Source organism: Cryobacterium sp. AP27 (genome assembly GCF_056680495.1).
The window spans coordinates 838250-862900 of sequence record NZ_CM155285.1; the positions used below are offsets into that span (position 1 = coordinate 838250).

The 24651-nt window shown below is 66.8% G+C and carries 22 protein-coding genes; 14 read left to right on the plus strand and 8 right to left on the minus strand.

Features of this window, described 5'->3' with window-relative positions:
• Positions 1 to 22 precede the first annotated feature (22 nt).
• Positions 23 to 1780 carry a BCCT family transporter gene (locus tag AC1MB9_RS03850; protein WP_479963724.1) on the plus strand — a complete coding sequence of 586 codons (1758 nt, stop codon included), beginning with the start codon at positions 23 to 25 and terminating at the stop codon, positions 1778 to 1780.
• Between the two features lie 66 nt (positions 1781 to 1846).
• On the opposite strand, the gene AC1MB9_RS03855 is transcribed toward AC1MB9_RS03850, so the two are convergent.
• On the minus strand, positions 1847 to 2116 hold the full coding sequence (locus AC1MB9_RS03855; protein WP_479963725.1) for a protealysin inhibitor emfourin: 270 nt from the start codon (positions 2114 to 2116) through the stop codon (positions 1847 to 1849).
• 54 nt (positions 2117 to 2170) lie between these two features.
• Between AC1MB9_RS03855 and AC1MB9_RS03860 the strand changes: the two genes are divergently transcribed.
• From AC1MB9_RS03860 to rpsO, 3 genes are all read left to right on the plus strand, one after another.
• Positions 2171 to 3106 carry an LLM class flavin-dependent oxidoreductase gene (locus AC1MB9_RS03860; protein WP_479963726.1) on the plus strand — a complete coding sequence of 312 codons (936 nt, stop codon included), beginning with the start codon at positions 2171 to 2173 and terminating at the stop codon, positions 3104 to 3106.
• Positions 3107 to 3115: 9 nt separating this feature from the next.
• Positions 3116 to 4237, plus strand: coding sequence for an AI-2E family transporter (locus AC1MB9_RS03865; RefSeq protein ID WP_479963727.1), 1122 nt, complete (start codon positions 3116 to 3118; stop codon positions 4235 to 4237).
• Positions 4238 to 4357: 120 nt separating this feature from the next.
• Positions 4358 to 4627, plus strand: a complete 270-nt coding sequence (gene rpsO, locus AC1MB9_RS03870) for a 30S ribosomal protein S15 (protein WP_479963728.1) — start codon at positions 4358 to 4360, stop codon at positions 4625 to 4627.
• Between the two features lie 132 nt (positions 4628 to 4759).
• On the opposite strand, the gene AC1MB9_RS03875 is transcribed toward rpsO, so the two are convergent.
• Entirely contained in the window at positions 4760 to 5977 is a 1218-nt protein-coding gene (locus tag AC1MB9_RS03875; RefSeq protein WP_479963729.1) for an aminotransferase class I/II-fold pyridoxal phosphate-dependent enzyme, read from the minus strand.
• Between the two features lie 169 nt (positions 5978 to 6146).
• Here AC1MB9_RS03875 and AC1MB9_RS03880 point away from each other — a divergent pair, with 169 nt between their 5' ends.
• The 10 genes from AC1MB9_RS03880 (at position 6147) to AC1MB9_RS03925 (ending at position 17520) form a co-directional block, all read left to right on the plus strand.
• Positions 6147 to 6737 (plus strand): DinB family protein, encoded by a 591-nt coding sequence (locus AC1MB9_RS03880; RefSeq protein WP_479963730.1) that lies wholly within the window; start codon positions 6147 to 6149, stop codon positions 6735 to 6737.
• A 96-nt stretch (positions 6738 to 6833) separates the two neighbouring features.
• Positions 6834 to 8369 (plus strand): amino acid permease, encoded by a 1536-nt coding sequence (locus AC1MB9_RS03885; RefSeq protein WP_479963731.1) that lies wholly within the window; start codon positions 6834 to 6836, stop codon positions 8367 to 8369.
• Positions 8370 to 8529: 160 nt separating this feature from the next.
• Positions 8530 to 9684, plus strand: coding sequence for an LLM class flavin-dependent oxidoreductase (locus AC1MB9_RS03890; RefSeq protein ID WP_479963732.1), 1155 nt, complete (start codon positions 8530 to 8532; stop codon positions 9682 to 9684).
• Between the two features lie 3 nt (positions 9685 to 9687).
• Entirely contained in the window at positions 9688 to 10308 is a 621-nt protein-coding gene (locus AC1MB9_RS03895) for an FMN reductase (protein WP_479963733.1), read from the plus strand.
• Positions 10309 to 10479: 171 nt separating this feature from the next.
• Positions 10480 to 12768 (plus strand): polyribonucleotide nucleotidyltransferase, encoded by a 2289-nt coding sequence (locus AC1MB9_RS03900; RefSeq protein ID WP_479963734.1) that lies wholly within the window; start codon positions 10480 to 10482, stop codon positions 12766 to 12768.
• 148 nt (positions 12769 to 12916) lie between these two features.
• Positions 12917 to 13576, plus strand: a complete 660-nt coding sequence (locus tag AC1MB9_RS03905; RefSeq protein ID WP_479963735.1) for a TetR/AcrR family transcriptional regulator — start codon at positions 12917 to 12919, stop codon at positions 13574 to 13576.
• A gap of 34 nt (positions 13577 to 13610) precedes the next feature.
• On the plus strand, positions 13611 to 14534 hold the full coding sequence (locus AC1MB9_RS03910) for an ABC transporter ATP-binding protein (protein WP_479963736.1): 924 nt from the start codon (positions 13611 to 13613) through the stop codon (positions 14532 to 14534).
• Positions 14534 to 16207 carry an ABC transporter permease gene (locus tag AC1MB9_RS03915; protein WP_479963737.1) on the plus strand — a complete coding sequence of 558 codons (1674 nt, stop codon included), beginning with the start codon at positions 14534 to 14536 and terminating at the stop codon, positions 16205 to 16207. The genes AC1MB9_RS03910 and AC1MB9_RS03915 overlap by 1 nt, the downstream gene beginning before the upstream one ends.
• Before the next feature lie 87 nt (positions 16208 to 16294).
• Positions 16295 to 17128, plus strand: coding sequence for a GDSL-type esterase/lipase family protein (locus AC1MB9_RS03920; RefSeq protein ID WP_479963738.1), 834 nt, complete (start codon positions 16295 to 16297; stop codon positions 17126 to 17128).
• A 50-nt stretch (positions 17129 to 17178) separates the two neighbouring features.
• On the plus strand, positions 17179 to 17520 hold the full coding sequence (locus tag AC1MB9_RS03925; RefSeq protein WP_479963739.1) for an ArsR/SmtB family transcription factor: 342 nt from the start codon (positions 17179 to 17181) through the stop codon (positions 17518 to 17520).
• Positions 17521 to 17557: 37 nt separating this feature from the next.
• On the opposite strand, the gene AC1MB9_RS03930 is transcribed toward AC1MB9_RS03925, so the two are convergent.
• The 6 genes from AC1MB9_RS03930 to AC1MB9_RS03955 are packed head-to-tail and all read right to left on the minus strand — an operon-like array spanning position 17558 to position 24600.
• Positions 17558 to 19042, minus strand: a complete 1485-nt coding sequence (locus AC1MB9_RS03930) for a hydrogenase large subunit (protein WP_479963740.1) — start codon at positions 19040 to 19042, stop codon at positions 17558 to 17560.
• Entirely contained in the window at positions 19042 to 20490 is a 1449-nt protein-coding gene (locus AC1MB9_RS03935; RefSeq protein ID WP_479963741.1) for a proton-conducting transporter transmembrane domain-containing protein, read from the minus strand. Before AC1MB9_RS03935 ends, AC1MB9_RS03930 begins: the two co-directional genes overlap by 1 nt.
• A complete protein-coding gene (locus tag AC1MB9_RS03940; RefSeq protein WP_479963742.1) occupies positions 20490 to 21149 on the minus strand; it encodes a hypothetical protein in 660 nt (219 codons plus the stop codon). Before AC1MB9_RS03940 ends, AC1MB9_RS03935 begins: the two co-directional genes overlap by 1 nt.
• A 6-nt stretch (positions 21150 to 21155) precedes the next feature.
• Positions 21156 to 22103, minus strand: a complete 948-nt coding sequence (locus AC1MB9_RS03945; protein ID WP_479963743.1) for a respiratory chain complex I subunit 1 family protein — start codon at positions 22101 to 22103, stop codon at positions 21156 to 21158.
• Positions 22100 to 24118, minus strand: a complete 2019-nt coding sequence (locus tag AC1MB9_RS03950; RefSeq protein ID WP_479963744.1) for a proton-conducting transporter transmembrane domain-containing protein — start codon at positions 24116 to 24118, stop codon at positions 22100 to 22102. The genes AC1MB9_RS03945 and AC1MB9_RS03950 overlap by 4 nt, the downstream gene beginning before the upstream one ends.
• A complete protein-coding gene (locus AC1MB9_RS03955) occupies positions 24115 to 24600 on the minus strand; it encodes an NADH-quinone oxidoreductase subunit B family protein (RefSeq protein ID WP_479963745.1) in 486 nt (161 codons plus the stop codon). The genes AC1MB9_RS03950 and AC1MB9_RS03955 overlap by 4 nt, the downstream gene beginning before the upstream one ends.
• Between the last annotated feature and the right edge of the window lie 51 nt (positions 24601 to 24651).

Sequence of the window (24651 nt, forward strand, 5' to 3'; positions counted from 1 at the left end):
GCCCCAATAGGAAGTTCTATCAGTGAGCGCACCAACCCAATCCCGTCCGATCGAGCACGGGGAGGGTGTCAGAGAGAAGAAGAAACACTTCGTTGTGCCGGCGCCGCGCGTCTTCTATCCCGCACTCGGCATCATCCTCGTCGTCGTCGTCATCGCGATCGGCTTCCCGGTACGAACCGGCGCCACCCTCGCGACCTTGCAGGGCTGGGTCGTTGCCGGCCTCGGCCCGTACTACGTCATTCTCGTCGCGGCCTTCGTGGTCTTTGCGGTGTGGATGGGCGCCAGCCGCTTCGGCGACATCAAACTCGGCACCGACGATGACAAGCCCGAATTCGGCCTTCTGAGCTGGTTCGCCATGCTGTTTGCCGCCGGGATGGGCATCGGCCTGGTCTTCTGGGGCATGTCGGAGCCGCTCACCTTCTTCACCAACCCGAAGCCTGGAGTCACGGGATCCGCCCCGGAACTCGCCGCCGCTGCGATGAACCAGACGTTCCTGCACTGGGGATTCCATGCCTGGGCCATCTACGCCGTCGTCGGGCTCGGCCTGGCCTACTCGATCCACCGCAAGGGGCGACCGGTTTCCATCCGCTGGGCGCTCGAGCCGCTGCTCGGCGATCGCGTGCGCGGCAGTCTCGGTGACGCCATCGACGTCATCGCGATCGTGGGCACCCTGTTCGGCGTGGCGACCTCGCTCGGTCTCGGCGTCAAGCAGATCGCGGCCGGTCTCAGACACCTGGGCGTTGTGGGCGAGGTGAACAACACGACGCTCGTAGTCCTCATCTTGGTGATCACGGCCATCGCCACGGTCTCGGTCGTCAGCGGCGTCGGCAAGGGCATCAAATGGCTCTCCAACCTCAACCTCGGCATGGCCGCCCTGCTGCTCGTGGCTGTTCTGCTCCTGGGGCCCACCCTGTACCTGTTGCGCGTGCTCGTGGAATCGATCGGGAACTACTTCCAGAACGTCGTGGGCATCACGTTCGACACCAGTTCGTTCACCGGTCAGACCGGTCTCGACTGGCAGGGCGCCTGGACGGTCTTCTACTGGGGTTGGTGGATCTCGTGGGCCCCGTTCGTCGGAGTCTTCATCGCACGAATCTCCCGTGGACGCACCGTGCGCGAGTTCATCGCCGGAGTGCTGCTCGTACCGACGTTCGTGACCTTCGCCTGGTTCGCGATCATGGGCGGAAGCGCCATCAAGCAGGCGTGGGACGGCGGCGGGGGAGGACTGTTCGACCCCGAGGTCGGCATCGTTCCCGAGAACGTGCTCTTCAACTTCCTGAGCGGCCTGCCGATGGGCGGGGTGCTGTCCGTGCTGGCCGTGGCCATCATCGCGATCTTCTTCATCACGTCCGCCGATTCCGGGTCGCTCGTCATCGACATGCTAGCGTCCGGCGGCGACACGAACCCGCCCAAGTGGAGTCGCATCATGTGGGCCGGCCTCGGCGGCCTCGTCGCGATCGCCCTGCTGCTGGCCGGCGGGCTCGCCGCCCTGCAAACCGGTGCCATCCTCACGGCGATACCGGTGAGTGTCGTGATGATCGGCATGTGCATAGCCACCTTCAAGGCGCTTCGCGAGGAGCACGAAATTCTGGTCAGTGCGGAACGTCGCCAGCGTCGCGAAGAACTCGCCCGCCGAATCGGGAAGACCGTCACCGCGCATTTGGAGGAAAACTTCGACGATCACTTCGGTGACCAGGTCGACGGTCACATTGAGGCCGCCATGACCGATGAAGGTGTTCGCCGCCGCCGCGGCTGGGGTCGGGGGCCCAAGGATTCCTGACTCGTCGTCGATTGACGAATGAAAAACCCCCGTGGCTCCGGCCTCGGGGGTTTTCCCGTCTCCGGGTCAGATACTGCCGTTCGCGGCCTGCACGCGGTCGATGAGGTCCCGCCACGAACCGGTCACACTGGCGTCCGTCAGCACCACCTCATGCGGGGCGCAACGGATGCGGTACAGGTAGCGGCCCGGTTCCGGTTCGCTGTCCGCCGTGTCGCCCCAGGGAAGGGCGAGCAGAAAATCGGCCCACGCGCTCGCATCCGGTTGCTCGTCAATGCGCACCTCCCACGTGAGGCGAACATTCGCCATGCCCCCGCTCCGCGACACGATGACCTTCATGAATAGAGTCTGCCACTGGGCGGAGGTGCCCACCAGCGTCCCTAGACTCGAGTCATGCGCCATGGAATCGTCATTCTCCCGCAAGATCCGTGGCGGACTGCCCGAGAGAAATGGGTGGCGGCCGAGGATTATGGCTTCGACCATGCCTGGACGTACGACCACCTCTCGTGGCGCTCCCTCGCCGACGAGCCCTGGTACGCGACGATGCCGACGCTCACGGCGGCCGCAACGGTCACATCACGCATCCGGCTCGGCACATTCGTGTCCTCGCCCAATTATCGGCATCCGGTTCCGTTCGCCAAGGACATCGCCACGGTCGACGACATCTCGGGCGGGCGGTTCCTGCTCGGCGTCGGATCGGGCGGTACCGGCTTCGACGCCGTCACGCTGGGTCAGTCGGCGTTGACGCCCCGGCAACGCCACGAGCGGTTCGCGGAATTTGTGACGGACCTCGACCTGCTGCTCCGCCACGAAGCGCCCGGCCCGGAGGGAATCAGCTTCGACGGCGAGTGGTTCACGGCCGTGCACGCACGCATGGTCGGCGTCCCCGCGCAGCTCCCGCGCGTGCCGATGGTCATAGCGGCGAACGGGCCCAGGGGAATCCGCCTGGCCGGTCGCCTCGGCGACGGCTGGGTGACGACAGGCAAGGACGGCACCGACGGTGAAGCATGGTGGGCGAGCGTGCGTGACCTCGCCGCGCGCCTCGACGATGCGGCCCAGGAGGCGGGACGCGAACCGGACGACATCGAGCGCTACCTCAACCTGGACAGTGGCGGCAGCTATTCGCTGCAGAGCGTGGCTGCCTTCGAGACGGCGGTGGGTCGTGCCGCCGAGCTCGGTTTCACGGACGTTCTGAGTCACTGGCCGCGCGAGGACGGAATCTATGCCGGTGAACGCGGTGTGCTCGACGACATCGCCGCCGGCCTCGTGTCACGGGCCCGGGCGACTCGCTCCGGCGAACAGGCGCCGACCCGACACGGGAGTGTCTAGGCTGGTCACATGCGACCACATGACGTCCCCGGCCCGACGCCTGCCCGTACGCTGCTGAACGACCGGCTCGGCTGGCTCGGGCTGCGCAGCGGCCAGATTCTGCTTGTCATCACCCTCGCCGCCGCGGTCATCTTCGGGCTCGTGCAGCTCAAGCTCGTGGTCATTCCCGTGCTCATCGCCGTGATCCTCGCGTCGGCGTTGTACCCGGTCGTCGCCTGGCTGAACCGCCGGGGAATGCCGGCGATCCTGGCCACGTGGACGGCGTTGCTCGGTAGCATCGCGGCGTTCGGCGGGATCATTACCCTGATCGTGTTCGCGGTTCGAGACCAGTGGGATGAACTCTTCGCGTCGGCGTCCGAAGGCATCGACGCGCTGCAAGTGTTCCTGCTGCAGGGGCCCATCCACATAGATGAGCAGCAGCTCGAAGACCTGCGCGCCACGGCCGTTGATTTTGTGACGAGCAGCCAGTTCGGAACCGAAGCCCTGGCCGGCGCGTCTGTTGTTGCGGAACTGTTCACGGGAATCGTGCTGCTCCTCGTGATCCTGTTCTTCTTCCTGAAAGACGGCGACCGCATCTGGAACTTCTTCCTGACACCGTTTGAGGGCAAACGTCTCGAACGCGGTCGTCGGATCGGCGTCACGGCTCGCGGAGTTCTCGGCGGGTACGTGCGCGGCACCGCCATCGTCGCGCTCGTCGACGCGTCCGCGATCGGCATCGGCCTCGCGATCCTGCAGGTTCCCCTCGCCTTGCCGCTCGCCGTCATCGTGTTCATCGGCGCCTTCATCCCCCTGATCGGAGCGACGGCGGCCGGGGTGCTCGCCGCTCTTGTCGCGCTTGTGGCCAACGGCCCGCTGATCGCGCTGATCGTGATCATCATCGTGATCGGCGTCAACCAGCTCGAAGGAAACCTGCTTCAGCCCGTGGTGATGGCACAGAACCTGAAGCTGCACCCGCTCGTGATCCTGTTCGCCCTGGCGGCGGGCACGATTCTCGCCGGGATCGTCGGCGCCGTGCTCTCCGTGCCGATCGCCGCGGTCACCTGGGCGATCATGAAGACGTGGAACGCCCCCGTGTCCCGTGCGGTTCCGGCAGAGCCTGCCCCCTCCGGTCGGCGGCGACGCCGACGCTGACCGCAGGCGCCGCCGATCATCTGCTAAAGTATGTAGGTTGCCGTTCAACGGCCGCGGATAAAGAGAGCCCAGGCATTCTGCCTCAGGCACCGCGCAGTGAAGAGAAAGGGGATCCCATCTATGGCACTCGAAGCTGATGCAAAGAAGGCGATCATCGAAAAGTACGCTACCCACCCAGGCGACACAGGGTCCCCCGAAGTCCAGATTGCCATGCTCACGCAGCGCATCCTGGACCTGACGGAGCACCTGAAAGAGCACAAGCACGACCACCACTCACGTCGTGGCCTGCTTCTCATGGTTGGTCAGCGTCGTCGACTGCTCGGTTACCTGTCCGATGTCGACATCGCGCGATACCGTACACTTATCGGCAGCCTCGGCCTGCGTCGCTAAGGCTCACACAGCCGTAGCTTGATGCAGCGTTGATAACGCGAGCTTCTTACAGACGGGCCGTCACTTTCGGGTGGCGGCCCGTTTTGTTTGCCCGAACGGATCTTGGCCGGCCGCGACGCTTACTCCGGTGAGTCAGTCGGTGTCGGCCGGCGGGTGCGCGAGGCTGAGGACGTCGGCGAAGATCGGCAGGCTGCGTTCGATCATCTCTTCGCTGGCGGTCAGGGAGATGCGGAAGAACCCTGGGGTCTCGAACATGGTGCCCGGCAGCACGAATACATCGCGCTGGGCCAATTGATCCGCGAAAATCGTGTCGTCGGGGCCGGGTGCCACGACGAAGAGGTAGAACGTGCCCTCGCACGGCCTGACCCGGTAGCCCATGTCGGTGAGCGCTTCGACCATCCGGTCCCGTTTGCGTTGCAGCAGGGCGATGTCGGTGGAGAATTCTTCGAGCCGAGGCAGCGCGTACTGCAGGGTGGCATTGGGGTAGATCCAGCCCATCGAGATCTGCAGGGCCGTGATCATCTCCCGGAGCGCGGCCCGGTCGGGCATCTCCGGTGGGAGTGCGAGGTAGCCGATTCGTTCGCCCGGGGCGAGGTGGGTTTTTCCGTAGGTGTACGTGAGCAGGGTATGCGGGTAGAACTCGGACGGGCTGCGGAACCGCGCCCCGTCGTAGACTATTCGGTTGTACGCCTCGTCGGAGAGCAGGTAGATCCGGCGATTCAGTCGCTGTGAGGCGGCCTCGAGGAGGGCGGCGAGAGCCGTGAGGAGCTCGGGCGGGTAGATCCGGCCGGTGGGGTTGTTGGGGGAGTTCACTATGACCACCCGAGTTCGCGGCGTGATAGCGGAGGCGATCGCATCGAGGTCCAGATCGAACGTGGCTGCGTTGATGGGAACCTTCACGGAAATCAGGCCCGCTTCGGTGAGGATCGGTTCGTAGAGGAACCACGGAGGCAGACTGTAGATGACCTCGTCGCCGGGATCGGTGACGGTCTTCAGCGCCAGGGCGATGGCGGAAAATGCGCCGGTGGTCAGATGGATGTCTGCGGAATCGAACGCGACGCCCAGGAGTCGCTGCAGCCCTGCGGCGGCCGCGGACTGTGCCGCAGGGGAGTCGGCCTGATACGCGAACCATTCCTCGGTTCGTGGTTCCAGTACGTCGCGCAACGCATTCACGTAGGCGGCCGGCGGCATCTCGTGCGGGTTGCCGAAGGCGAAGTCGCACACGCCCGATTCGCCTTGCCGACCTGCATAGGCGGAGGTGGCCAGATAGTCGGTCAGCATCTGGAATGAGGGGATGCCGGCGAGCGTGCGAGCTCGGTGTGAGGTGGGTGATCCAGCCAGTTCGTTCATCTCGCGCCTCCGGGGTGGGTGTCTGACCGATTCGACGGGTCGGCCGCGTGCGACACGGTCATTCTCGTCGCGTGCGTGTGGAATGTACAGGGGTCCGCGGCGCACGACCGGTGCCGCTCAACCGCTCGAACCTCGCACGCGTGCCACTGATCCGCGGCAGGATGTACTCATGAGCGACGCGAATGAAAAATCGGACCTCCTGCACTACCTGCAGGTCGGCCGCGATGCCCTGCTATGGAAACTCGACGGACTCGACGAGTACGACGTTCGCCGTCCCCTCGTGGCGACCGGAACAAATCTGCTCGGCATCGTCAAGCACGTGGCCAGCGTCGAGGCCGGATATCTCGGCGACAGCTTCGGACGCCCATCCGGCGAGCCGATGCCCTGGCTTGCTGAGGGCGCCGAGGCCAACGCGGATATGTGGGCCACGGCCGATGAATCGCGGGAGTGGGTCGTCGCCCTGTACCGCCGGGTATGGGCGCACTCCGACGCCACGGTCGACGCGCTGGCCCTGGACGCGGTCGGCCACGTGCCGTGGTGGCCCGCCGAACGCCGCACGGTGACGCTGCACAAGATCCTCGTGCACATGGCGGTCGAAACCCACCGTCATGCCGGGCACGCCGATCTGGTTCGAGAACTCATCGACGGCAGAACGGGGCTCCGCGCCGACAACGACAATATGGCGCCGGGCGACGCCGCCTGGTGGCAGGAATACCGGGACAAGCTGGAGGCCACGGCGCAGCAGGTCGGAGGCCGTTGACCCCGCCCGCGGCGGATGTTGGTCCATGCCGGCTCTAGGATTGGAGTTTGCCCGACAAGAATGCCGGATGAACGACTGAACGGACACCACCCCGCTATGAGCCTCAGGCGCACCAAGAGTATTGAAGATTCCATTGCCGATTCTCTTGAGAAGGGCCATAGCCTCAAACGCACCTTGGGCACCTGGGACCTGATGATCATGGGTGTCGCCGTTGCGGTCGGTGCCGGCATCTTCTCGGTCGGCGCGAAGGCGGCGGGCAGCTACGCCGGCCCCTCCGTGACGCTCGCATTCCTTTTGGCCGCACTCACCTGCGCCCTCGCCATCATGTGCTACGCCGAATTCGCCTCCGCCGTGCCGGTCGCGGGCTCGGCCTACACCTTCACCTACGCCACCCTCGGGGAGCTCCTCGCCTGGATCATCGGCTGGGACCTGATCCTCGAAATGCTCACGGCCGCGGCCGTGATCGCGAAGTACTGGGGTATCTACCTGAGCAGCGTCTTCGAGCTCGCCGGGTGGAACATTCCAGCCACCATCACCGTGTTCGGGCTCGAGGTGAGCTGGGGAGCGTTCGTGATCGTGGCCATCTTCACGACCCTGCTCGTACTCGGCACGCAGCTGTCGGCTCGCGTCGCCAGCATCTTCACGATCATCAAGGTCGCCATCGTGCTCTTCGTGATCGTGGTCGGCGCGTTCTTCGTGAACGTCAAGAACTACACGCCGTTCATCCCGGAATCGGTTCCGTCCAAGCCCGGTGAGGGGGACGTGTGGATGCAGTCCTTGTTCTCCTTCATGACCGGCGCGGCCCCGGCCCAGTACGGCCTGTTCGGGCTGCTCGCCGGAGCCTCGCTCGTCTTCTTCGCGTTCATCGGCTTCGATGTCGTCGCCACCTCCGCCGAGGAGGTCAAAAACCCGCAGAAGACGCTTCCCCGGGGCATCTTCCTCGGCCTCGGCATCGTTACCGTGCTCTACATCGGTGTGAGCCTCGTACTCACCGGAATGGTGCCCTACACGGTGCTCGCCGACGACCCCAACGCCTCCCTCGCCACGGCCTTCGTCGCCGTTGGGGCCGGGTGGGCCGCGCAGATCATCTCCGTGGGCATCCTCGTCGGGCTCACCACCGTGATCATGGTGCTTCTGCTCGGTCTCTCCCGCGTGCTCTTCGCCATGAGCCGTGACGGCCTGCTTCCTCGGGGACTCAGCGTCACCTCGGAAAAGCGCCACACGCCGGCACGCCTGCAGATCATCGTCGGTCTGGCCGTCGCCCTCATCGCCGGCCTCACCGACGTGGGTGTTCTCGAGGAAATGATCAACATCGGAACGTTGTCGGCATTCGTGCTCGTGAGCATCGCGGTGGTCGTCCTGCGCAAGAAGCGACCCGACCTGCCCCGCGCGTTCAAGGTGCCGTTCTCGCCGTTCCTGCCGATCCTGTCGGCGGTGCTCTGCGGGTGGCTCATGCTGAACCTCACGACCCTCACCTGGGCGCGTTTCGCCGTCTGGCTTGCCGTCGGCCTGGCGGTGTACTTCCTCTACGGTCGCAGCCATTCGGTGCTGGGCCGCAAAATGCGCGGTCTCGACGCCGATGGCAACCCGCTCGTCGCAGTCGAAGCGGCCGAGGAGCCTGCGCTGAGGTAGCTGTTTCGAACCTCTTGTGACGGTCGAATTCGTCGTTTGCGCCCCGTCCGGGCCCGGCGCACGGATTCGGCCGTTGCGTCTGCGCCGACCGGGAATAAGATCGCTCCGGTTGCCGTTGTGCCGGATATACATGCAGACGTATAGAAAATTGGAGACGTACATGCAGTTCGGAATTTTCACGGTGGGCGACAGAACCGTAGACCCCACGACGGGCCACGAGCCCACCGAGCACGCGAGAATCACGGCCATGGTCGCGATCGCACAGAAGGCCGAAGAGGTCGGTCTCGACGTGTTCGCCACTGGCGAGCACCACAATCCGCCGTTTGTGCCCTCGTCGCCCACGACCCTGCTCGGCTATATCGCGGCGACAACGGAGAAGCTCATTCTCTCCACGGCCACGACGCTCATCACCACGAACGACCCCGTGAAGATCGCCGAAGATTTCGCGATGCTTCAGCACCTCTCCGGCGGCCGGGTCGACCTGACGCTCGGCCGCGGCAACACCGGACCCGTGTACCCGTGGTTCGGGCAGGACATCCGCCAGGGGATCCCACTCGCGCTCGAAAACTATGCGCTGCTCCGGCGCCTGTGGCGGGAGGAGTACGTCGACTGGCAGGGTCAGTTCCGCACCCCGCTGCAAGGATTCCAGTCCACGCCGCGCCCGCTCGACGGCATCGCGCCCTTCGTCTGGCACGGCAGCATCCGCAGCCCCGAAATCGCCGAACAGGCCGCGTACTACGGCGACGGCTTCTTCGCCAACAACATCTTCTGGCCGAAAGAGCACTATATGAAGCTCATCGGCTACTACCGTGCGCGCTTCGAGCACTACGGTCACGGGCTCGCCTCCGAGGCCATCGTCGGCCTCGGCGGCCAGGCCTTCATGCGCACCAGATCACAGGACGCCGTCAACGAATTCCGGCCCTATTTCGACAACGCTCCGGTGTACGGCCACGGCCCCAGTCTCGAAGAATTCACCGAGCAGACGCCACTGACCGTCGGCAGTCCGCAGCAGGTCATCGACCGCTACGCCGCCATGCGTGATCACTTCGGCGACTACCAGCGTCAACTGTTCCTGATGGACCACGCCGGGCTGCCGCTCAAAACCGTGCTGGAACAACTCGACATCCTCGGCGGTGAGGTGGTTCCCGTTCTGCGCAAGGAATTCGCCCGGAACCGCCCCGCGAACGTGCCGGACGGCCCCACCCACGCCTCCCTCGTGCTCGCCGCCGAGCGCACCGCCCGCGGCGAGTCGCGACTGGCGGATGCCGCGGCGAGCGCGAGCCCCGCGCTCCGCGAACCCTCGACGCAGGCGTAGACCATGACCGAAAAGAGAACCCTCGCCGTGGTGTCTGCCGGGCTGAGCCAACCCTCCTCCACCCGCATGCTCGCCGACAAGCTCACCGCCGCGACGGTCGCCCGGCTGGCCGAGCAGGGGGTGGACACGACCGTGGTCACGTTCGAGCTCCGCGACGTGGCGCAGGACGTGATGAACAACATGCTCACCGGCTTCCCCAGCCCGACGCTTGACGCGGTGATCGAGGCCGTGACCACCGCTGACGGCCTGATCGCCGTCACGCCCATCTTCACCACAAGCTACAGCGGCCTGTTCAAATCGTTCTTCGATGTGCTCGATGACCGTTCGCTCACCGACATGCCCGTGCTGATCGGGGCGACGGCGGGCACGCCACGCCACTCGCTCGCACTCGACTACATGATTCGCCCGATGTTCACCTACCTGCACGCCGTCGTCGCACCGACCGCGGTGTTTGCCGCGGCCGAGGACTGGGGGAGCGGCGCCGGCGCGCTGCACACGCTGCCCGATCGAATCGATCGCGCAGCGGCGGAGCTCACGGCGCTCGTCGCCCGGTCGGAGCGGGGGATCCAGGTTCGGGATCCCTTCGCCCTCGACTCGAGCTTCAGCCCCACCGGCGGCTTCTGACTCGTCTGTTAGAGTTGCCACGGCCAATCTTTCGCATTGGCCTGCAACAGGAGCGCTTCGGCAGTGTCTACAACTGCGAATCCCGCTCCCGGTCCAACTCGCCTGTCACACGGGCACGCGAGCCTTCGTCGCCAGCATGGTGAGAAGCAACACTAAGGAGAGAACCCCCACATGGAGGGTCCAGAAATCACGTTCGCCGAAACCGTTATCGACAACGGCAAGTACGGCAAGCGCACCATCCGTTTCGAAACCGGGCGTCTCGCCCAGCAGGCGCAGGGTTCTGCCGCCGCTTACATTGACGAAGAGACGATGCTTCTCTCCGCCACGAGCGTGAGCAAGCAGCCGAAGGACAACTTCGACTTCTTCCCGCTCACCATCGACGTCGAAGAGCGCATGTATGCCGCGGGACGTATCCCGGGCAGCTTCTTCCGCCGCGAAGGTCGTCCCTCGACCGACGCCATCCTCACCTGCCGCCTGATCGACCGGCCGCTGCGCCCGTCGTTCGTCGACGGTCTCCGCAACGAGATCCAGGTTGTCATCACCGTTCTGGCTATCGAGCCCGACGAGCTGTACGACGTGCTCGCGATCAACGCTGCGTCCATGTCGACGCAGCTCGCCGGACTGCCCTTCTCCGGTCCGATCGGTGGCGTTCGCGTCGCCCTCGTTCCCGACGAGAACGGTGGCGGCCAGTGGGTTGCCTTCCCGAAGCACTCGCAGCTCGCCGACGCCGTGTTCAGCATGGTCGTCGCCGGCCGCGTTGTCACGGACGCCAACGGCGCCCAGGACGTCGCGATCATGATGATCGAGGCCGAGGCCACCGACGGAGCCTGGAACCTGATCAAGGGCGGCGCCATCGCGCCGAACGAAGAAGTCGTTGCCCAGGGCATCGACGCTTCCAAGCCGTTCATCAAGCAGCTCGTTGCCGCTCAGCAGGAAGTCGCCGACAAGGCGGCCAAGCCGACCGCCGACTTCGCACTGTTCCCGCCCTACCAGACGGCCACATACGACGCCGTCGCTGCTCTCGCCTACGACGAGCTCAAGGCCGTCTACGCGATCGCCGACAAGGTTGAGCGTCAGAACGCCGACGATGCCCTCAAGGCCACGGTCAAGGCTGCTGTCGCAGCCAAGGTCGAGGCCGGGGAGCTCGACGCGAGCGCGAACAACCAGGTCAACGCCGCGTACAAGTCCGTCACGAAGCTCGTGGTGCGCTCGCGCGTGCTGAACGAGGGCATTCGTATCGACGGCCGCGGACTGGCGGACATCCGTCCGCTCGACGCCGAGGTCGCGGTCATTCCCCGTGTTCACGGCTCGGCCATCTTCCAGCGCGGTGAGACCCAGATCCTCGGCGTGACCACGCTGAACATGCTGAAGCTTGAGCAGTCGATCGACTCGCTCAACCCGGTCACCAAGAAGCGCTACATGCACAACTACAACTTCCCGCCCTACTCGACCGGTGAAACCGGCCGTGTCGGAACGCCGAAGCGCCGCGAGATCGGCCACGGAGCGCTCGCTGAGCGTGCCCTGGTTCCCGTGCTGCCGACGCGCGAGGAGTTCCCCTACGCCATCCGCCAGGTCTCCGAGGCGCTCAGCTCCAACGGTTCCACCTCGATGGGTTCCGTCTGCGCCTCGACCCTGTCGCTGCTGAACGCCGGAGTGCCGCTGCGCGCACCGGTTGCCGGTATCGCCATGGGCCTGATCAGCGACACCGTTGACGGTCAGACCCGCTACGCGGCCCTGACCGACATCCTCGGTGCCGAAGACGCCCTCGGCGACATGGACTTCAAGGTCGCCGGAACGAGTGACTTCATCACCGCGATCCAGCTGGACACCAAGCTCGACGGCATCCCCGCGTCGGTCCTGTCCGGTGCGCTGACCCAGGCCCGCGACGCCCGCGCGACGATCCTCTCGGTTCTGAACGCCGCCATCGACGCTCCCGACGAAATGGCACCGACCGCACCTCGCGTGATCAGCGTCCAGATCCCGGTCGACAAGATCGGCGAGCTGATCGGCCCGAAGGGCAAGACGATCAACGGCATCCAGGATGAGACCGGCGCCGACATCTCGATCGAAGAAGACGGCACCGTGTACATCGGCGCCGTCGACGGACCGTCGGCCGATGCGGCTCGCGCCATGGTCAATTCCATCGCCAACCCGACCAACCCCGAGGTCGGCGAGCAGTTCCTCGGAACTGTCGTGAAGATCGCCGCTTTCGGCGCCTTCGTATCGCTGCTCCCGGGCAAGGACGGTCTGCTGCACATCTCTGAGGTGCGTAAGCTTGCCGGTGGCAAGCGCGTGGAGAACGTCGAAGACGTACTCGGCGTCGGCCAGAAGGTGCTCGTTGAGATCACCAAGATCGATGACCGTGGCAAGCTGTCGCTTGCCCCCGTCCTCGAAGACGCCGCGGACACGGAAGGCCGCGACGCGGCATCCCACGGCACGGACGCTCCGGCGGAAGGCTAGACTCAACACAGGTTCACACCTGAAATTCTCCCGATCACCTCTCGCCAGGTCGGTCGGGTAGACGGAAGGCCCGCACTGCTACGGCAGGGCGGGCCTTTTGCCGTTCCGGGCCTTGAACCCGGTTGCACACGCGTATAGCATGTTGAACATGCGTTCAGCCATATCCTCGCCACCCACGGACCTCACCGCCGCTGCCAAGATACGCGACGCCGCGATCGAACGGTTCGCCGCCGACGGATTCGGCAAGACGAGCGTGCGGTCTATCGCGATGACCGCGGGAGTGAGCGCGGGACTGGTGATGCACCACTTCGGCAACAAGGAAGGCCTGCGCCGCGCCTGCGATGATCACGTGCTCGGTACGATTCTTCGCCAGGCCCAGGACAAGAGCAGTCCGGAGGGGTTGCGTGCCGTTCTCCAGGGCTATCTGGCCGATCCCACCCGGTACGCCATCGACATCGGCTACCTGTCGAGGGCCATTACCGAGGACTCGGCGGCCGGTCAGCGAATCGTGGATGTCATCATCGATGAAACCGAGGATTTCCTGCGCGCGGGGGCCGCCTCCGGGTCCCTCCGGGCGTCAGCAGACCCGCGGGCGCTCGCGGCGGTGATGGCCATGACGAGCCTCGGAATGGTGACGATGGCGTCCCATCTGGCCCGCGTTCTCGACTGCGCCGGGCAGGGCCTCGGGCCCGCCGTCATGCGCCGGGTGGCCCTCCCGACCGCGGAGCTCTATACGAACGGCCTCTACACGGATGACACCGCGCTGAGCATGACGCGCGAAGCCCTCGACTCCACCGAACCCTCCTGATGCGACACCCACGACTTCGACTGGAGAAACAGACATGACCAACGAACTCGCCATTGACGTGCGCGGACTGAAGAAGAACTTCGGTGCCGCTCCTGCGCTCACCGGCTTGGATCTGCGCGTGGCCACCGGCAGCGTGGCCGGTTTCCTCGGGCCCAACGGGTCGGGAAAATCCACCACAATCCGCATCCTGCTCGGACTGCTCCGCGCCGACGGTGGCAGCGCAACCCTGCTCGGCGGTGACCCGTGGGGGGACGCGGTCGAACTGCACCGCCGGGTGGCCTACGTCGCCGGTGATGTGACACTGTGGCCGAACCTGACCGGCGGGCAGGCCATCGATATCCTCGGAGCACTGCGCGGCGACGTCGATCGGGCCCGCATCGACCGGTACGTGCAACGATTCGAACTCGACCCGAGCAAGAAGGCACGCAGCTATTCGAAGGGAAACCGCCAGAAGGTCGCTCTCGTCGCCGCGCTCTCCAGCCGCGCCGAACTGCTCATCCTGGACGAGCCGACGATCGGACTGGATCCGCTGATGGAGGGCGTGTTCACCGACTGCATTACCGAGCTCAAGGAGGAGGGACGGTCGGTTCTGCTGTCCAGCCACATCTTCGCCGAGGTCGAAAAGCTCTGCGACACCGTGACGATCATCCGCGGCGGGCGCACGGTGGAGTCGGGCACGCTCACGGAACTGCGCCACCTGCAGCGTTCCACGATCACCGTGACACTCGACGGCGACCCGGCCCTGATCGGGGCCGTGGACGGAGTGCACGATTTTGCCGCGATCGGTCAGCGCGTGTCTTTTTCGGTCGCCGAGGGCGCACTGCCGACGGTGATGGCGGCGCTGGCACCCCTCGCGCCGCGGGGACTCATCTCCACCCCGCCGTCGCTCGAAGAACTGTTTCTGCGTCACTACGGCGCACAGGGCGACGCAGCTCTCGCCGGCACCGAGGTGAACTGATGTCCACCGCCACCTCCCGAACCGGAGAACGGTCCCTGCCGACCCGGGCGGCGGCTCCGCGTCGAGGACGAATTCCCGACGCCTACGTCGGCTTCGGGATCATGCTGCGCTTTCTCCTGCGGCGAAACTGGCTGCGCTTGCTCATCTGGGTCGTGGTGCTCGCCGGCATGATCGCGCTCGTCGTCGAATCCCAGCGGGTGGTCTTTCCCACCCAGGCGGACCGGGACGCCTATGCCGTCGTGGCAAACACTCCGGCCGTCGCCGCGCTCACCGGGCTGCCGTACGGTGCGAGCACCCTCGGCGGCATTCTGAACATCAAACTGTGGATGACCGTCGCCATCGCCCTCGCTTTCGCGGTCATCTTCCTTGTGTCGCGCAATGGACGCGCGGAGGAAGAAGCGGGCCGCACGGAGCTGTTGCGCGGCGGGGTGCTCGGCCGCCACGCCTACTCCATGGCGAACTGGATCGTGGCCGGCGCATTCTCCGTCGTCGTCGGTCTCGCCTGCGCCATCGCCGCAATCGGACAAGGCCTCCCCACGGACGGCGCCCTGGCGATGGGGGCATCCTTCACCGGCGTCGGCCTCGTTTTCGTGGGCGTGGCTGCCTTCGCCGGTCAGCTCGCGCAGACCAGCCGAGGGGCCAACGGGCTCGCGTCCATCGTGCTCGCGGCAGCGTACCTCATCCGTGCCGCGGCGGACCTGCAGGCAGAGGGAGACACGACGAGCCCGATCAGCTGGCTGTCCCCGCTCGGCTGGGGACAGCAGATGCGCTCGTACGCCCAGAATAACTGGGGTCCCCTCGCCGTCTCCGTCGGTAGCGCGGTGGTCCTGGTGGTAATCGCACTGGCTCTCGAGCGACGACGCGACGTGGGCGCCGGCATGCTGCCGGACCGGCAGGGTCCCCGCACCGCGAGCGCGCTGCTCCGAACCCCGGTCGGACTCACCCTGCGGCTGCAACGCGGGTCCCTCATCGGCTGGACCGTGGGTGTTCTCATCGGCGCGGTTTTCTTCGGGACGGTCGCGACGGCCATGACCGACCTCTTCACGGCCGACAACCCGATCGCCAAGGCGTTCACCGGCGGGCAATCGAATCTGCTCGACGGCCTGCTCGGTCTTTTCGCCATCGCCAACGTGCTGCTGATCGTGGCGTTCGCGCTGCAGAGCGCCGACAGCGTGCGGACCGAGGAGCGTTCGGGCCGCGCCGAGCTCGCCTGGTCGCGAGCCATTTCCCGCGTGCGGTGGGCGCTCTCGCGCCTGGTCCTGCCCGCCGTCTGGTCGCTGGTGCTTCTCGGAGTGAGCGGCTTCGCCATCGGGGCCAGCTACGGAGCATCGATTGACGATCCGCAGCAGGCCCCGCGCTTCGCGGCGGCGTCCATCGCCTACTGGCCGTCGGTGCTGTTGATGATCGCCTTCGCCGTCTTCTGCGCCGCGTGGTTCCCACGCGCGGCAAGCGTGATCACCTGGGGCACCTTCGCCGTCGTGGCGGTCGTGTCGATGTTCGGCGACTTGTTCTCCCTCCCGCGGTGGGTTGCCGAGAACACCCCCGTCACCGCCGTCTCGCGCGTGGGGCAGGACTTCCAGGCCCTGCCGATCATCGTGATCACCGTGCTCGCGGTCGTATTCGGCGTGCTGGGGCTGTGGCGGCTGCGGGAGCGGGACATGGTGAGCGACTGACTCGCCGATCAACGGCGCGCGCAGTCGTCAGGTTCTGGGTGCGATGCGGCCATTGCCGGGGCGCTCCGTCGGGCGTAGGGTGCCCGCATGATTCCCTCAATATCAGCGGTGCACCGCCTTCGCCTGGGTTCACGCGTCGCCACGGTCGCACTCCTCGCGGCGCTCTTCCTCGGCGGGGCGGCATCGCCGGCGCTCGCCCACGGCACGGATTCCGGAGCCCGGTCGTACGTGGCCCTGGGCGACTCCTTCACGGCAGGGCAGGGGGCTCCGCCGTACGAAGCAGGACCATGCCTGAGGAGCAAGTACTCCAGCTATCCGAAACTCGTTGCGCTGGCCAGCCGCTACCGCCTGGTGTCCAATAACGCGTGCTCCGGTGCGTCCCTGTCCGACATTGCTGGTCAGCTGGCCGGGGTCAGCAGCAGCACGCGACTCGTGACGGTCACGATCGGAGGAATCGACGCGGGATCGAATGCCGTCCTGGCGGCGTGTGCTCCGAACCCGGCATCGGACCTCTGCCGGGCAACGGTGGACGTCAGCCTGGGAACGATCGCCGTGCTCCCGCCCCGCCTCGCGGCGACGTACGCCGGGATCGCGGCGGCTGCGCCGCAGGCGAGGGTCGTCGTACTGAATTACCCCCGGCTGTTCCAGCCCGGCCTCCTTCCGCTGGGCGACCTCGTCAACTCGGGCACGGACGCCCTCAACGCCGCAATCTCGGCCGGGGTCGCCGCTGCGGCAGATCCGCGGGTGACCCTGGTTGACGTGACGCAGGAATTCACCAACCACGGGATCGGCGCGAGGCTTCCCTTCGTCGCCTACGACCAGGCGAATCCGACGGCCGCGCCCAACTTCCACCCGAACGCACTCGGCAATGCGTTGGGCTACGTGCGAGCCCTCCGGCAGGATGGGGTACTGACCGGCTGACGACGCTCGATCTATTTGAAGAAATCGCAACATAGCGATATGCTCAACTTGTGCTGAGTCAAGGTGTTCCCGCTGCCCAACTGAAGGCCGACCTGTTCAAATCACTCGGGCACCCGCTCCGCGTCCAGGTGTTGGAACAGCTTGTGGCCGGCGAACGCTCGGTCGGCAGCCTCGCCGAGACACTCGGCTGCGAGCTCTCCAACCTGTCCCAGCAACTCGGTGTGCTCAGGCGCGCGGGTGTCGTCGTGACGCGCCGGGAGGGCAACAGCATCTTCTACACCCTGCGTGACCGGGACACCATTGAGCTGCTCGCCTCGGCCAAGCGGATGGTGTTGTCCAACCTCACCGATTCTCACGCGCTGCTGCGCACGATGGAGCAGGACGCCCAGTAGCAGGACCGACCGACCCGCCTCTTGCGGCGGCGCCGAGTCAGAGGTCGTTGCCGGCGTAGGACTGGTTGAAACTCTTATTGGCGAGCGGAAAATCGGGCACGATCGTCTCGGCCAGGGCCACCGGCAGAGCGGGCCAGTTGAAGAAGGACGGGTCGACGACCTTCACCCGGCCCAGCCGTCCGTCGGCGCCCAGCTCGACGCGGTGCGCAATGGTGCCCCGCCACCCCTCCACGAGGGCAAGGCCGGCACCCGGCCCTGTCGCCGGCGCCACCGTGCCGCTTCCCGTCGACGAACCGAGCCGGTGCACTAGATCGATGATCACCGCAACGGAAACCGAGAATTCCCGGGCCCGCACCCGGTACCGGGCCAGCACGTCGCCCCGTTCCTCCGTGACCACCCGGAACGCGGTGCCGAGGTCCACGAAGGGGTGATCCCGCCGGGCATCCACGTCGATGCCCGAGGCGCGCGCCACGTAGCCGAGCGTCCCGATCGTGGCCGCCTGCTGAGACGGCAACGTGGCGGTGCCGGTGAAACGTCCCCGCACGATGGAGTGTCCGAGCGATACCGCGACGAGTTCTTCGACCGCGGCCTGAATACGACGCAGGACCCCAGGGTCAGGGAGCGTCTGAATGCGTGCGCCGCCGATGCTGAGCCCGCCGCGCAAATAGCGGTGACCGGTGAGGGTCTTGTTGATGCGGAGGAGCTGTTCACGCAGAGACTGTGCGTGCGCGTCCACGATGCCGAAACCGACGTCGTTGGCGAGCGACCCGAGGTCGGTCACGTGGTTGTACAGCCGCTCCATCTCGAGCAGGAGAGCACGAACCAGCCGGTCGGATTCCGGCACCTCGATGTGGGCGGCGTCTTCCACGGCCATCACGAAGGCCAGGGAATGTCCCACCGTCGTGTCTGACGTGATCTGCTCGGCCAGGGCGATGCCGTGCTCCGCCGGTAAGCCCTCGAACAGCCTCTCCACCCCGCGGTGAAGGTACCACTGCCGGGCCTCCATGCGCACGATCGTCTCGCCGACGACCGAGAAGCGAAAGTGGCCGGGCTCGATGATCCCGGCGTGGATGGGGCCGACGGCGATCTCGTACACGCCCGGGCCTTCCACTTCCACGAACGGGAACGACTCCACGTCGGGTTCGAACTCGGGAGCGAGCCGCGCACCCCGCAGCATCGGGTACCAGCCGCGCGGCCAGTGTCCGTGGCGCACGAGTCGGTGCGGCTGCGGGTGATCGTGCGGCTCGACGCCGTAGAGGTCGCGAATCTCCCGTTCGAAGGTGCCGGCGGGGAGTGAAAGCGCGGCCAGGCTCGGAATCCACGCGTCGGACCGGGGTACCGTCACCGAGAGGTGTACTCGGGCGTCGTCGTCGCCGCCGGTGAAGCAGTAGACGATCCGGAACGTGTCGTCGTCTTCATGGCAGGCCATCAGCGCGAGCCGTCGCCCGTCGGCGAGCAGCGCGGATGCCGCGGCTTCCACCTCGTCGCGGGTGACCGTTCGCGGACCTGTGCGGGGAATCATCAGTTCGTCCCTCCCAGAACAGCGCCGGCCTGCAGGAGAAGAGTTCCTACCGGCTCGGCGACGAAGGCCAGCGTCGCGGTCACGGCGAGGGCCAGGATGATCGGCAGCCGAGGCCCGTGCGCGGAGCGGTCCGGCGTGAACGGTTCGATCGCAGGCGGGGACCCCATGGTCATGGACACCGTCAGTCGGGTCAGCGCCGCGAAAATCACCAGCAGGAGCAGCAGGGCCACTCCGACGACGACGCCCATACCCGCTGCCCATCCGGCCGTGATGATGCCGACCTCGGCGAAGAAAATGCCGAACGGCGCAAAACCGACCAGTGCGCTCATACCCACGAGCCATGGGACGGCCAGGCCGGGCCGACGCGCCAGAAGATGCCGGACGTCACCGATCAGGGCGGTGCCTTCGACCGCGAGAATGCGGCCCGCGAGCACAAAAAGCGTGGCTTTGATCAACCCGTGCGCGAGCACGTAGAGCAGCACCGCCGGGAGGGCGGCGGGGCCGATGGCCACGCCGATGGCCATGAGACCCATGTGCTCGATGCTCGAGTAGGCCAGCATCCGCTTGTAATCGCGTTGTCGGATGAGCAGGGAGGCGGCGACGAGCAGGGACAGCAGGCCGCCGATGCTGAGCATGACGCGCAGGAAATCCGGACCGATCACGGCGTTCGTGATGGTCTGGATGCGCAGGATCGCGTAGAGGGCAACGGACAGCAGCACGCCGGACATGAGGCCGGATACGGGGGCCGGGGCCTGACTGTGGGCGTCCGGCAACCAGCTGTGCATGGGGGCGAGGCCGGCCTTGGTGGCGAAACCGAGCACGGCGAGGGCGCCGCCGGCGGTGACGAGGGCCCGGTCGAGGCCGAGGCCGCTGCGGCTGAGGGCGAGCCAGGAGAGAGTGGGGGAGTCGGTGCCGATGGATGCCGCGTAGATCAGCACGATCCCGAGCAGCGCGATGGCAACGCCGACGGAGCCGAGGATGACGTACTTCCAGGCTGCCTCGAGTGAGCGCCTGGTGCGGTGATGGCCCACGAGAAACGCCGTCGCGATGGTCGTCGCCTCAATCGCCGCCCACATCAGGCCGATGCTGTCCGCGAGCACCGCGAGGGACATGGCGGCGAGAAACAACGACAGCAGGGCGCCGTAGGTGCCGGTGGCGCGGCCGCGGCCCTCCGCGCGGCCGCTGAGCCCACCCCAGGTGGAGACGAGCCCGACCGCGCCGACCACGGTGAGCATGTAGGCCGAGAGGGCATCGGCCCGCAACAGGTCACCGACGCTCGTGGCGCCGCCGTGCCGCAGCACGGCGGAAATGAGCAGCAGTCCGGAGCCGAGCACGGCGGCGCTGGAAACCACGGGGTAGTAGCGGCGAAGCGGGGCGGCGTCGACGGCGATGCCGAGCAGGGCGAAAAACGCCGGGATGGCGAGAGGGGTCCAGAGCGCGAATTCCATCAGTCGTGCAACTCCCGCAACTGGTCGACGTCGGTCCCACCGAACTTGTGGCGCATCCGGCCGGTGAAGACATGCAGGATCAGCACGACGAGCAGCACGTCGAGGGAGACGCCGAGCTCGAGGAGCAGCGGCACACCGCCGCTGGTCAGGAACGCGACCGTGGCGATGCCGTTGTCGAGCAACAGGAAGCCGATGAGCTGCGAACGCGCTCGACGTCGGGTGATCAGCAGCAGGAATCCGGTGAGGATCATGGCGAGACCGATCGGGGCGGCGTGGGACGCGACGCTCGTGCCGAGGCCGATCAGCCGGCTGACCACCACGTACGCGAGGATGGTCAGCAGCGTCACGGTGAGCAGGGCCGCGGTGGGGTTGAGCCGGGGTGACTCCTCGATCGTGCGGATGGTGGCCTTGGTCTGGTGCGCGAGCACCCATGGCAGGGCCACGCCCTTGGTGGCGAGAATCAGCAGCGACACCAGGATGAGCTCGGCCTCATTCTCCTGCGCGCCGATAACGGCGACCAGGGCGGCGAGAGCCACGCCCTGTGCGGAGAGGAGTCGGATCGACGCGAGCAGAGAGTGCCGCCAGACCATGAGCGCGCTCGTCAACAGGAGCGTTCCGGTGCAGAGCCCGACGAGCTGGGTGTAGAGGGTGTCTGTCATGGGGTCCTAAGCGACCAGGTAGGAGGCGGTCACGGCGAGGAAGGCGAGGGCGAACGAACCGGCGAGCAGTTCCGGCACCTGGAAGAGCCGTACCTTGGCGAGGAAGACCTCACCGACGGTCAGCAGCACGGCGAGCATCAGCACCTTGGCCGCGATGGTCACGGTACCGAGAAGCAGGGCGAACGCACCGAAGTCGGTGACGACTCCCCAGGGAACGACGAGATTGGCGACGAGGCCGAGCAACGCGGCGAGTTTGAGCCAGGAACCCAGTTCGAGCCAGGCCAGATCTCTGCCGGATGCCTCGATCAGCATCGCCTCGTGCAGCATCGTGAGCTCGAGGTGAGTGCCCGGATTGTCGACGGGCAACCGGCCCGTCTCCGCCATGATCGCAATCGTCAGGGCCACGATGGCCAGCACGCTCACCGGCGAAATGATGATCTCGGGGGTGTCGAGCCTGGCCTGCACGATGAGCGACAGCGTCGAGCTGCCGGCGGGAATCGAGAGGGCATAGACGGCGAGCAGCAGGGTCGGCTCCACCAGTGCAGCGACGGTCATGTGGCGGCTCGAGCCCATGCCGCCGAAGGCCGTGCCGCTGTCCAGGCCCACGAGGGCGAGTGCGACCACGCCGATCAGCATGACCGAGACGATCACGAACAGGTCGCTGGGGATGAGATCGAACGGTATCGTCCCCACCAGGGGGAGCAGCACGCAGAGCAGCAGGCTCGAGACGAGCACGGCGACCGGCCCGGCCCGGAGCATTCCGCTGCTGCCCTGGGCGCGCACCGGGTTCTTGCGCAGCAGCTTGCGCACGTCGCGCCACGGCTGCCAGACGCCGGGGCCGGCGCGCCCCTCAAGACGAGCCCGTACCTGGCGCATCACACCCACGACCAGCGGAGCCAGAACGACGAAGACCGCGACCTGGGCGATCGCGATGACGATCGCGGCCCAGATCACAGTGACACCACAATGAGCAGGATCACGAAGGCGACGAAGGAGTAGGTGAGATAGCGGTGGATGCTGCCGTTGGCCGCGTGCCGCGCGAGGACGCCGTAGCGCTGCACCATGTTGAGCACTGGCCGGTACAGCCGGGTCTCGATCACGTCGGAGACTTTCTGCTGCACGGTGACGCGTTCCACGAGATAGCGTGATTCGCCCACGTGGGTGACCTGAACGTCTCGTGAGGGCTTGAGCACGTCGTCGAAGACGCGCACGAGCGGCTCGGCATAAGAGGTTGCGGTGTACTGCATGCGGGGCCGGGCACGGGAACCGCCGCCGCCCCATGGCAGTGCGCTGTTGCGTGCCGGATGCCGGCGGGCCGAGACCGCGATGACGATCAGGATAGGAAGGGCCACGAGAGCAGAGAGCAGAAGGAGCATGGTCGGGTCGAGCACCGCGTCGATGCCGGGAAGCGCCACACCATTGAGACCGACGGGCGCCGCCGCGAGTGCGGTCTGCGGGCCGACGGTCGCCGCGACGACGGCGGCCACCGGGCCCGGCACGAGGCCGAGGGCCAGGACGGCCAGGGCTCCGAGCACCAGCGACACCCGCATCAGCGGAGGAACCTCGCGGGCCAGGGCGGCCGCGGTCGACCGGGGTCTGGCCAGAAACGCGATCCCGTACGCCTTCACGAACGTGAGCAGGGCGAGGCCGGCCGTGAGGGCGATCACGGCGACGGCGAGCGGCATCGCAACGGATGCCGCGACGGAAACGACCTCGCCGTTCAGTCGCCCGCCATGGATGAGTGACTGCAGCAGCATCCACTCGGCGACGAAACCCGATGTGATCGGGATGGACGCGGCGCCGAGGCTCGCCACACCGAACGAGAACGCGGTCCAGGGCATGCGAACGCCGAGTCCGCCGAGATTGTCGAGGTTGCGTTCATCGGTGGCATGGCTGATCGCACCGGCGCCGAGGAACAGCGTCGTTTTGAACAGGGCGTGGCTCACGGCGAGCAGCAGGGCGGCGATGAGGGCGGCATCCGCTGCCTCGGGGGCGTCGGAGGAACGCAGCAGCACCGAGGCACCGAGGCCGAGGAACACGAGGCCCATGTTCTCGGTGGTGGAATACGCGAGAAGAACCTTGAGGTCGCTCGAGACCGAGGCCTGCAGGATGCCGTAGAGAGCGGAAGCGCCGCCGAGGATCATGATGAGGATTCCCCACCACGGCGGGGCCTCCGGCAGCAGGCGCACGCACACGAGCAGGGCGCCGTAGACGCCGATCTTCACCATGGCGCCGCTCATCGCCGCGGACACATGGCTCGGTGCCTCCGGCAACACCCGGGGAACCCAGACGTGCAGCGGCACGAGTTCCGCCTTGCCGCCGAAGCCGAGCAGGAAGAGCACGAAGGCGAGGTTTGAGGCGCCCGATCCGGGCTCGACGGTCGCGAGCGTGGAGAAGCTCGTACCGCCCGTCGCGGCGGCCAGCACCGAGAATCCGGCGAGCACGAGGAAGAAGCTCAGCTGGGACATTGCCGAGTACCAGACGCCGGCGGAAGCGACCGAGGCCCGGCTCGCGTGGTCCGCCATCAACAGCACCGTCGAGCCGAGAGTCATCACCTCCCAGGCCAGCAGGAAGGAGACGGAGTCCGTGGCCGCCGGCACGAGCTGCATGCCGACGAGAAACACCGGAAGGGCGGCCCATGCCGTGCGCGACGAGGCGGGGCCCGTGGCCGAGCCGATGCCGAAGGTCGTGACGAGAACGCCCACGACCGACACGACCACCATGAACAGACCGCCGAGGGGGTCCGGCTCCAGGACGAGGGGATCCATCGGCAGGGCAAGCGGAAGACGGATGCCGCCGGTGGCGCCGCTCATGGCCACGGCGCCGGTGACCACGCCGGCCAGGGCGAGCAGCGTGACCGGGATACCCGTGGCCCTGGCGCGCAGGGCGGGTGCCGCCGTGAACGCTATTATCACGGCGGCACCCGCGAGCACGAGCTGCAGGATCAGGCCCGCGCCAAGAACGGTCATCGGCCGGTCATCCGGCGCAGGGCCCGCACGATGGCGTCGGGCGCGGGGGGACTGCCGGGCACCTCGAGGTCGACGCGTACGAAATCGGACACCACGCCGGCCAGGCCGTAACCGTCGGCGAAGATACCGCCGGTGAGCGCGCAGTCGCCGACGGCGATCACGAACCGCGGTGCGGGTGTCGCCTCGATCGTGCGGCGCAAGGGTTCTGCCATGTTGCGGGTGACGGCACCGGTGATCACGAGCACATCGGCATGGCGCGGGGAGGGGGTGAGGCGAACCCCGTAGCGTTCCACATCGTAGACGGGGCCGAATGCGGCGGACACCTCGGCCGGGCAGTCGTTGCAGCCGCCGGCGTTGATGAAACGCACCTGCACGCTGCCGCCGAAGACCTCGGCGCCGGGGAACAGAGGCGGGGCCACGGGGGCGGGTTCCGCGATGCGGCCGCCGCGGCGGATGAGGGTGGCCAGACGAAGGAAGCTCATGCCGGGGCCGCGTGTTCGTGCGTGTTCCCGAATCGGAACCTCCCACACATA

What these genes read in the sequence shown, in the direction of transcription:
- AC1MB9_RS03855 (WP_479963725.1), bottom strand. Translation starts at nt 2,116, where the DNA reads ATGAAGGTCATCGTGTCGCGGAGCGGGGGCATGGCGAATGTTCGCCTC.
- AC1MB9_RS03860 (WP_479963726.1), top strand. Translation starts at nt 2,171, where the DNA reads ATGCGCCATGGAATCGTCATTCTCCCGCAAGATCCGTGGCGGACTGCC.
- AC1MB9_RS03865 (WP_479963727.1), top strand. Translation starts at nt 3,116, where the DNA reads ATGCGACCACATGACGTCCCCGGCCCGACGCCTGCCCGTACGCTGCTG.
- rpsO (WP_479963728.1), top strand. Translation starts at nt 4,358, where the DNA reads ATGGCACTCGAAGCTGATGCAAAGAAGGCGATCATCGAAAAGTACGCT.
- AC1MB9_RS03875 (WP_479963729.1), bottom strand. Translation starts at nt 5,977, where the DNA reads ATGAACGAACTGGCTGGATCACCCACCTCACACCGAGCTCGCACGCTC.
- AC1MB9_RS03880 (WP_479963730.1), top strand. Translation starts at nt 6,147, where the DNA reads ATGAGCGACGCGAATGAAAAATCGGACCTCCTGCACTACCTGCAGGTC.
- AC1MB9_RS03885 (WP_479963731.1), top strand. Translation starts at nt 6,834, where the DNA reads ATGAGCCTCAGGCGCACCAAGAGTATTGAAGATTCCATTGCCGATTCT.
- AC1MB9_RS03890 (WP_479963732.1), top strand. Translation starts at nt 8,530, where the DNA reads ATGCAGTTCGGAATTTTCACGGTGGGCGACAGAACCGTAGACCCCACG.
- AC1MB9_RS03895 (WP_479963733.1), top strand. Translation starts at nt 9,688, where the DNA reads ATGACCGAAAAGAGAACCCTCGCCGTGGTGTCTGCCGGGCTGAGCCAA.
- AC1MB9_RS03900 (WP_479963734.1), top strand. Translation starts at nt 10,480, where the DNA reads ATGGAGGGTCCAGAAATCACGTTCGCCGAAACCGTTATCGACAACGGC.
- AC1MB9_RS03905 (WP_479963735.1), top strand. Translation starts at nt 12,917, where the DNA reads ATGCGTTCAGCCATATCCTCGCCACCCACGGACCTCACCGCCGCTGCC.
- AC1MB9_RS03910 (WP_479963736.1), top strand. Translation starts at nt 13,611, where the DNA reads ATGACCAACGAACTCGCCATTGACGTGCGCGGACTGAAGAAGAACTTC.
- AC1MB9_RS03915 (WP_479963737.1), top strand. Translation starts at nt 14,534, where the DNA reads ATGTCCACCGCCACCTCCCGAACCGGAGAACGGTCCCTGCCGACCCGG.
- AC1MB9_RS03920 (WP_479963738.1), top strand. Translation starts at nt 16,295, where the DNA reads ATGATTCCCTCAATATCAGCGGTGCACCGCCTTCGCCTGGGTTCACGC.
- AC1MB9_RS03930 (WP_479963740.1), bottom strand. Translation starts at nt 19,042, where the DNA reads ATGATTCCCCGCACAGGTCCGCGAACGGTCACCCGCGACGAGGTGGAA.
- AC1MB9_RS03935 (WP_479963741.1), bottom strand. Translation starts at nt 20,490, where the DNA reads ATGGAATTCGCGCTCTGGACCCCTCTCGCCATCCCGGCGTTTTTCGCC.
- AC1MB9_RS03940 (WP_479963742.1), bottom strand. Translation starts at nt 21,149, where the DNA reads ATGACAGACACCCTCTACACCCAGCTCGTCGGGCTCTGCACCGGAACG.
- AC1MB9_RS03950 (WP_479963744.1), bottom strand. Translation starts at nt 24,118, where the DNA reads ATGACCGTTCTTGGCGCGGGCCTGATCCTGCAGCTCGTGCTCGCGGGT.
- AC1MB9_RS03955 (WP_479963745.1), bottom strand. Translation starts at nt 24,600, where the DNA reads ATGAGCTTCCTTCGTCTGGCCACCCTCATCCGCCGCGGCGGCCGCATC.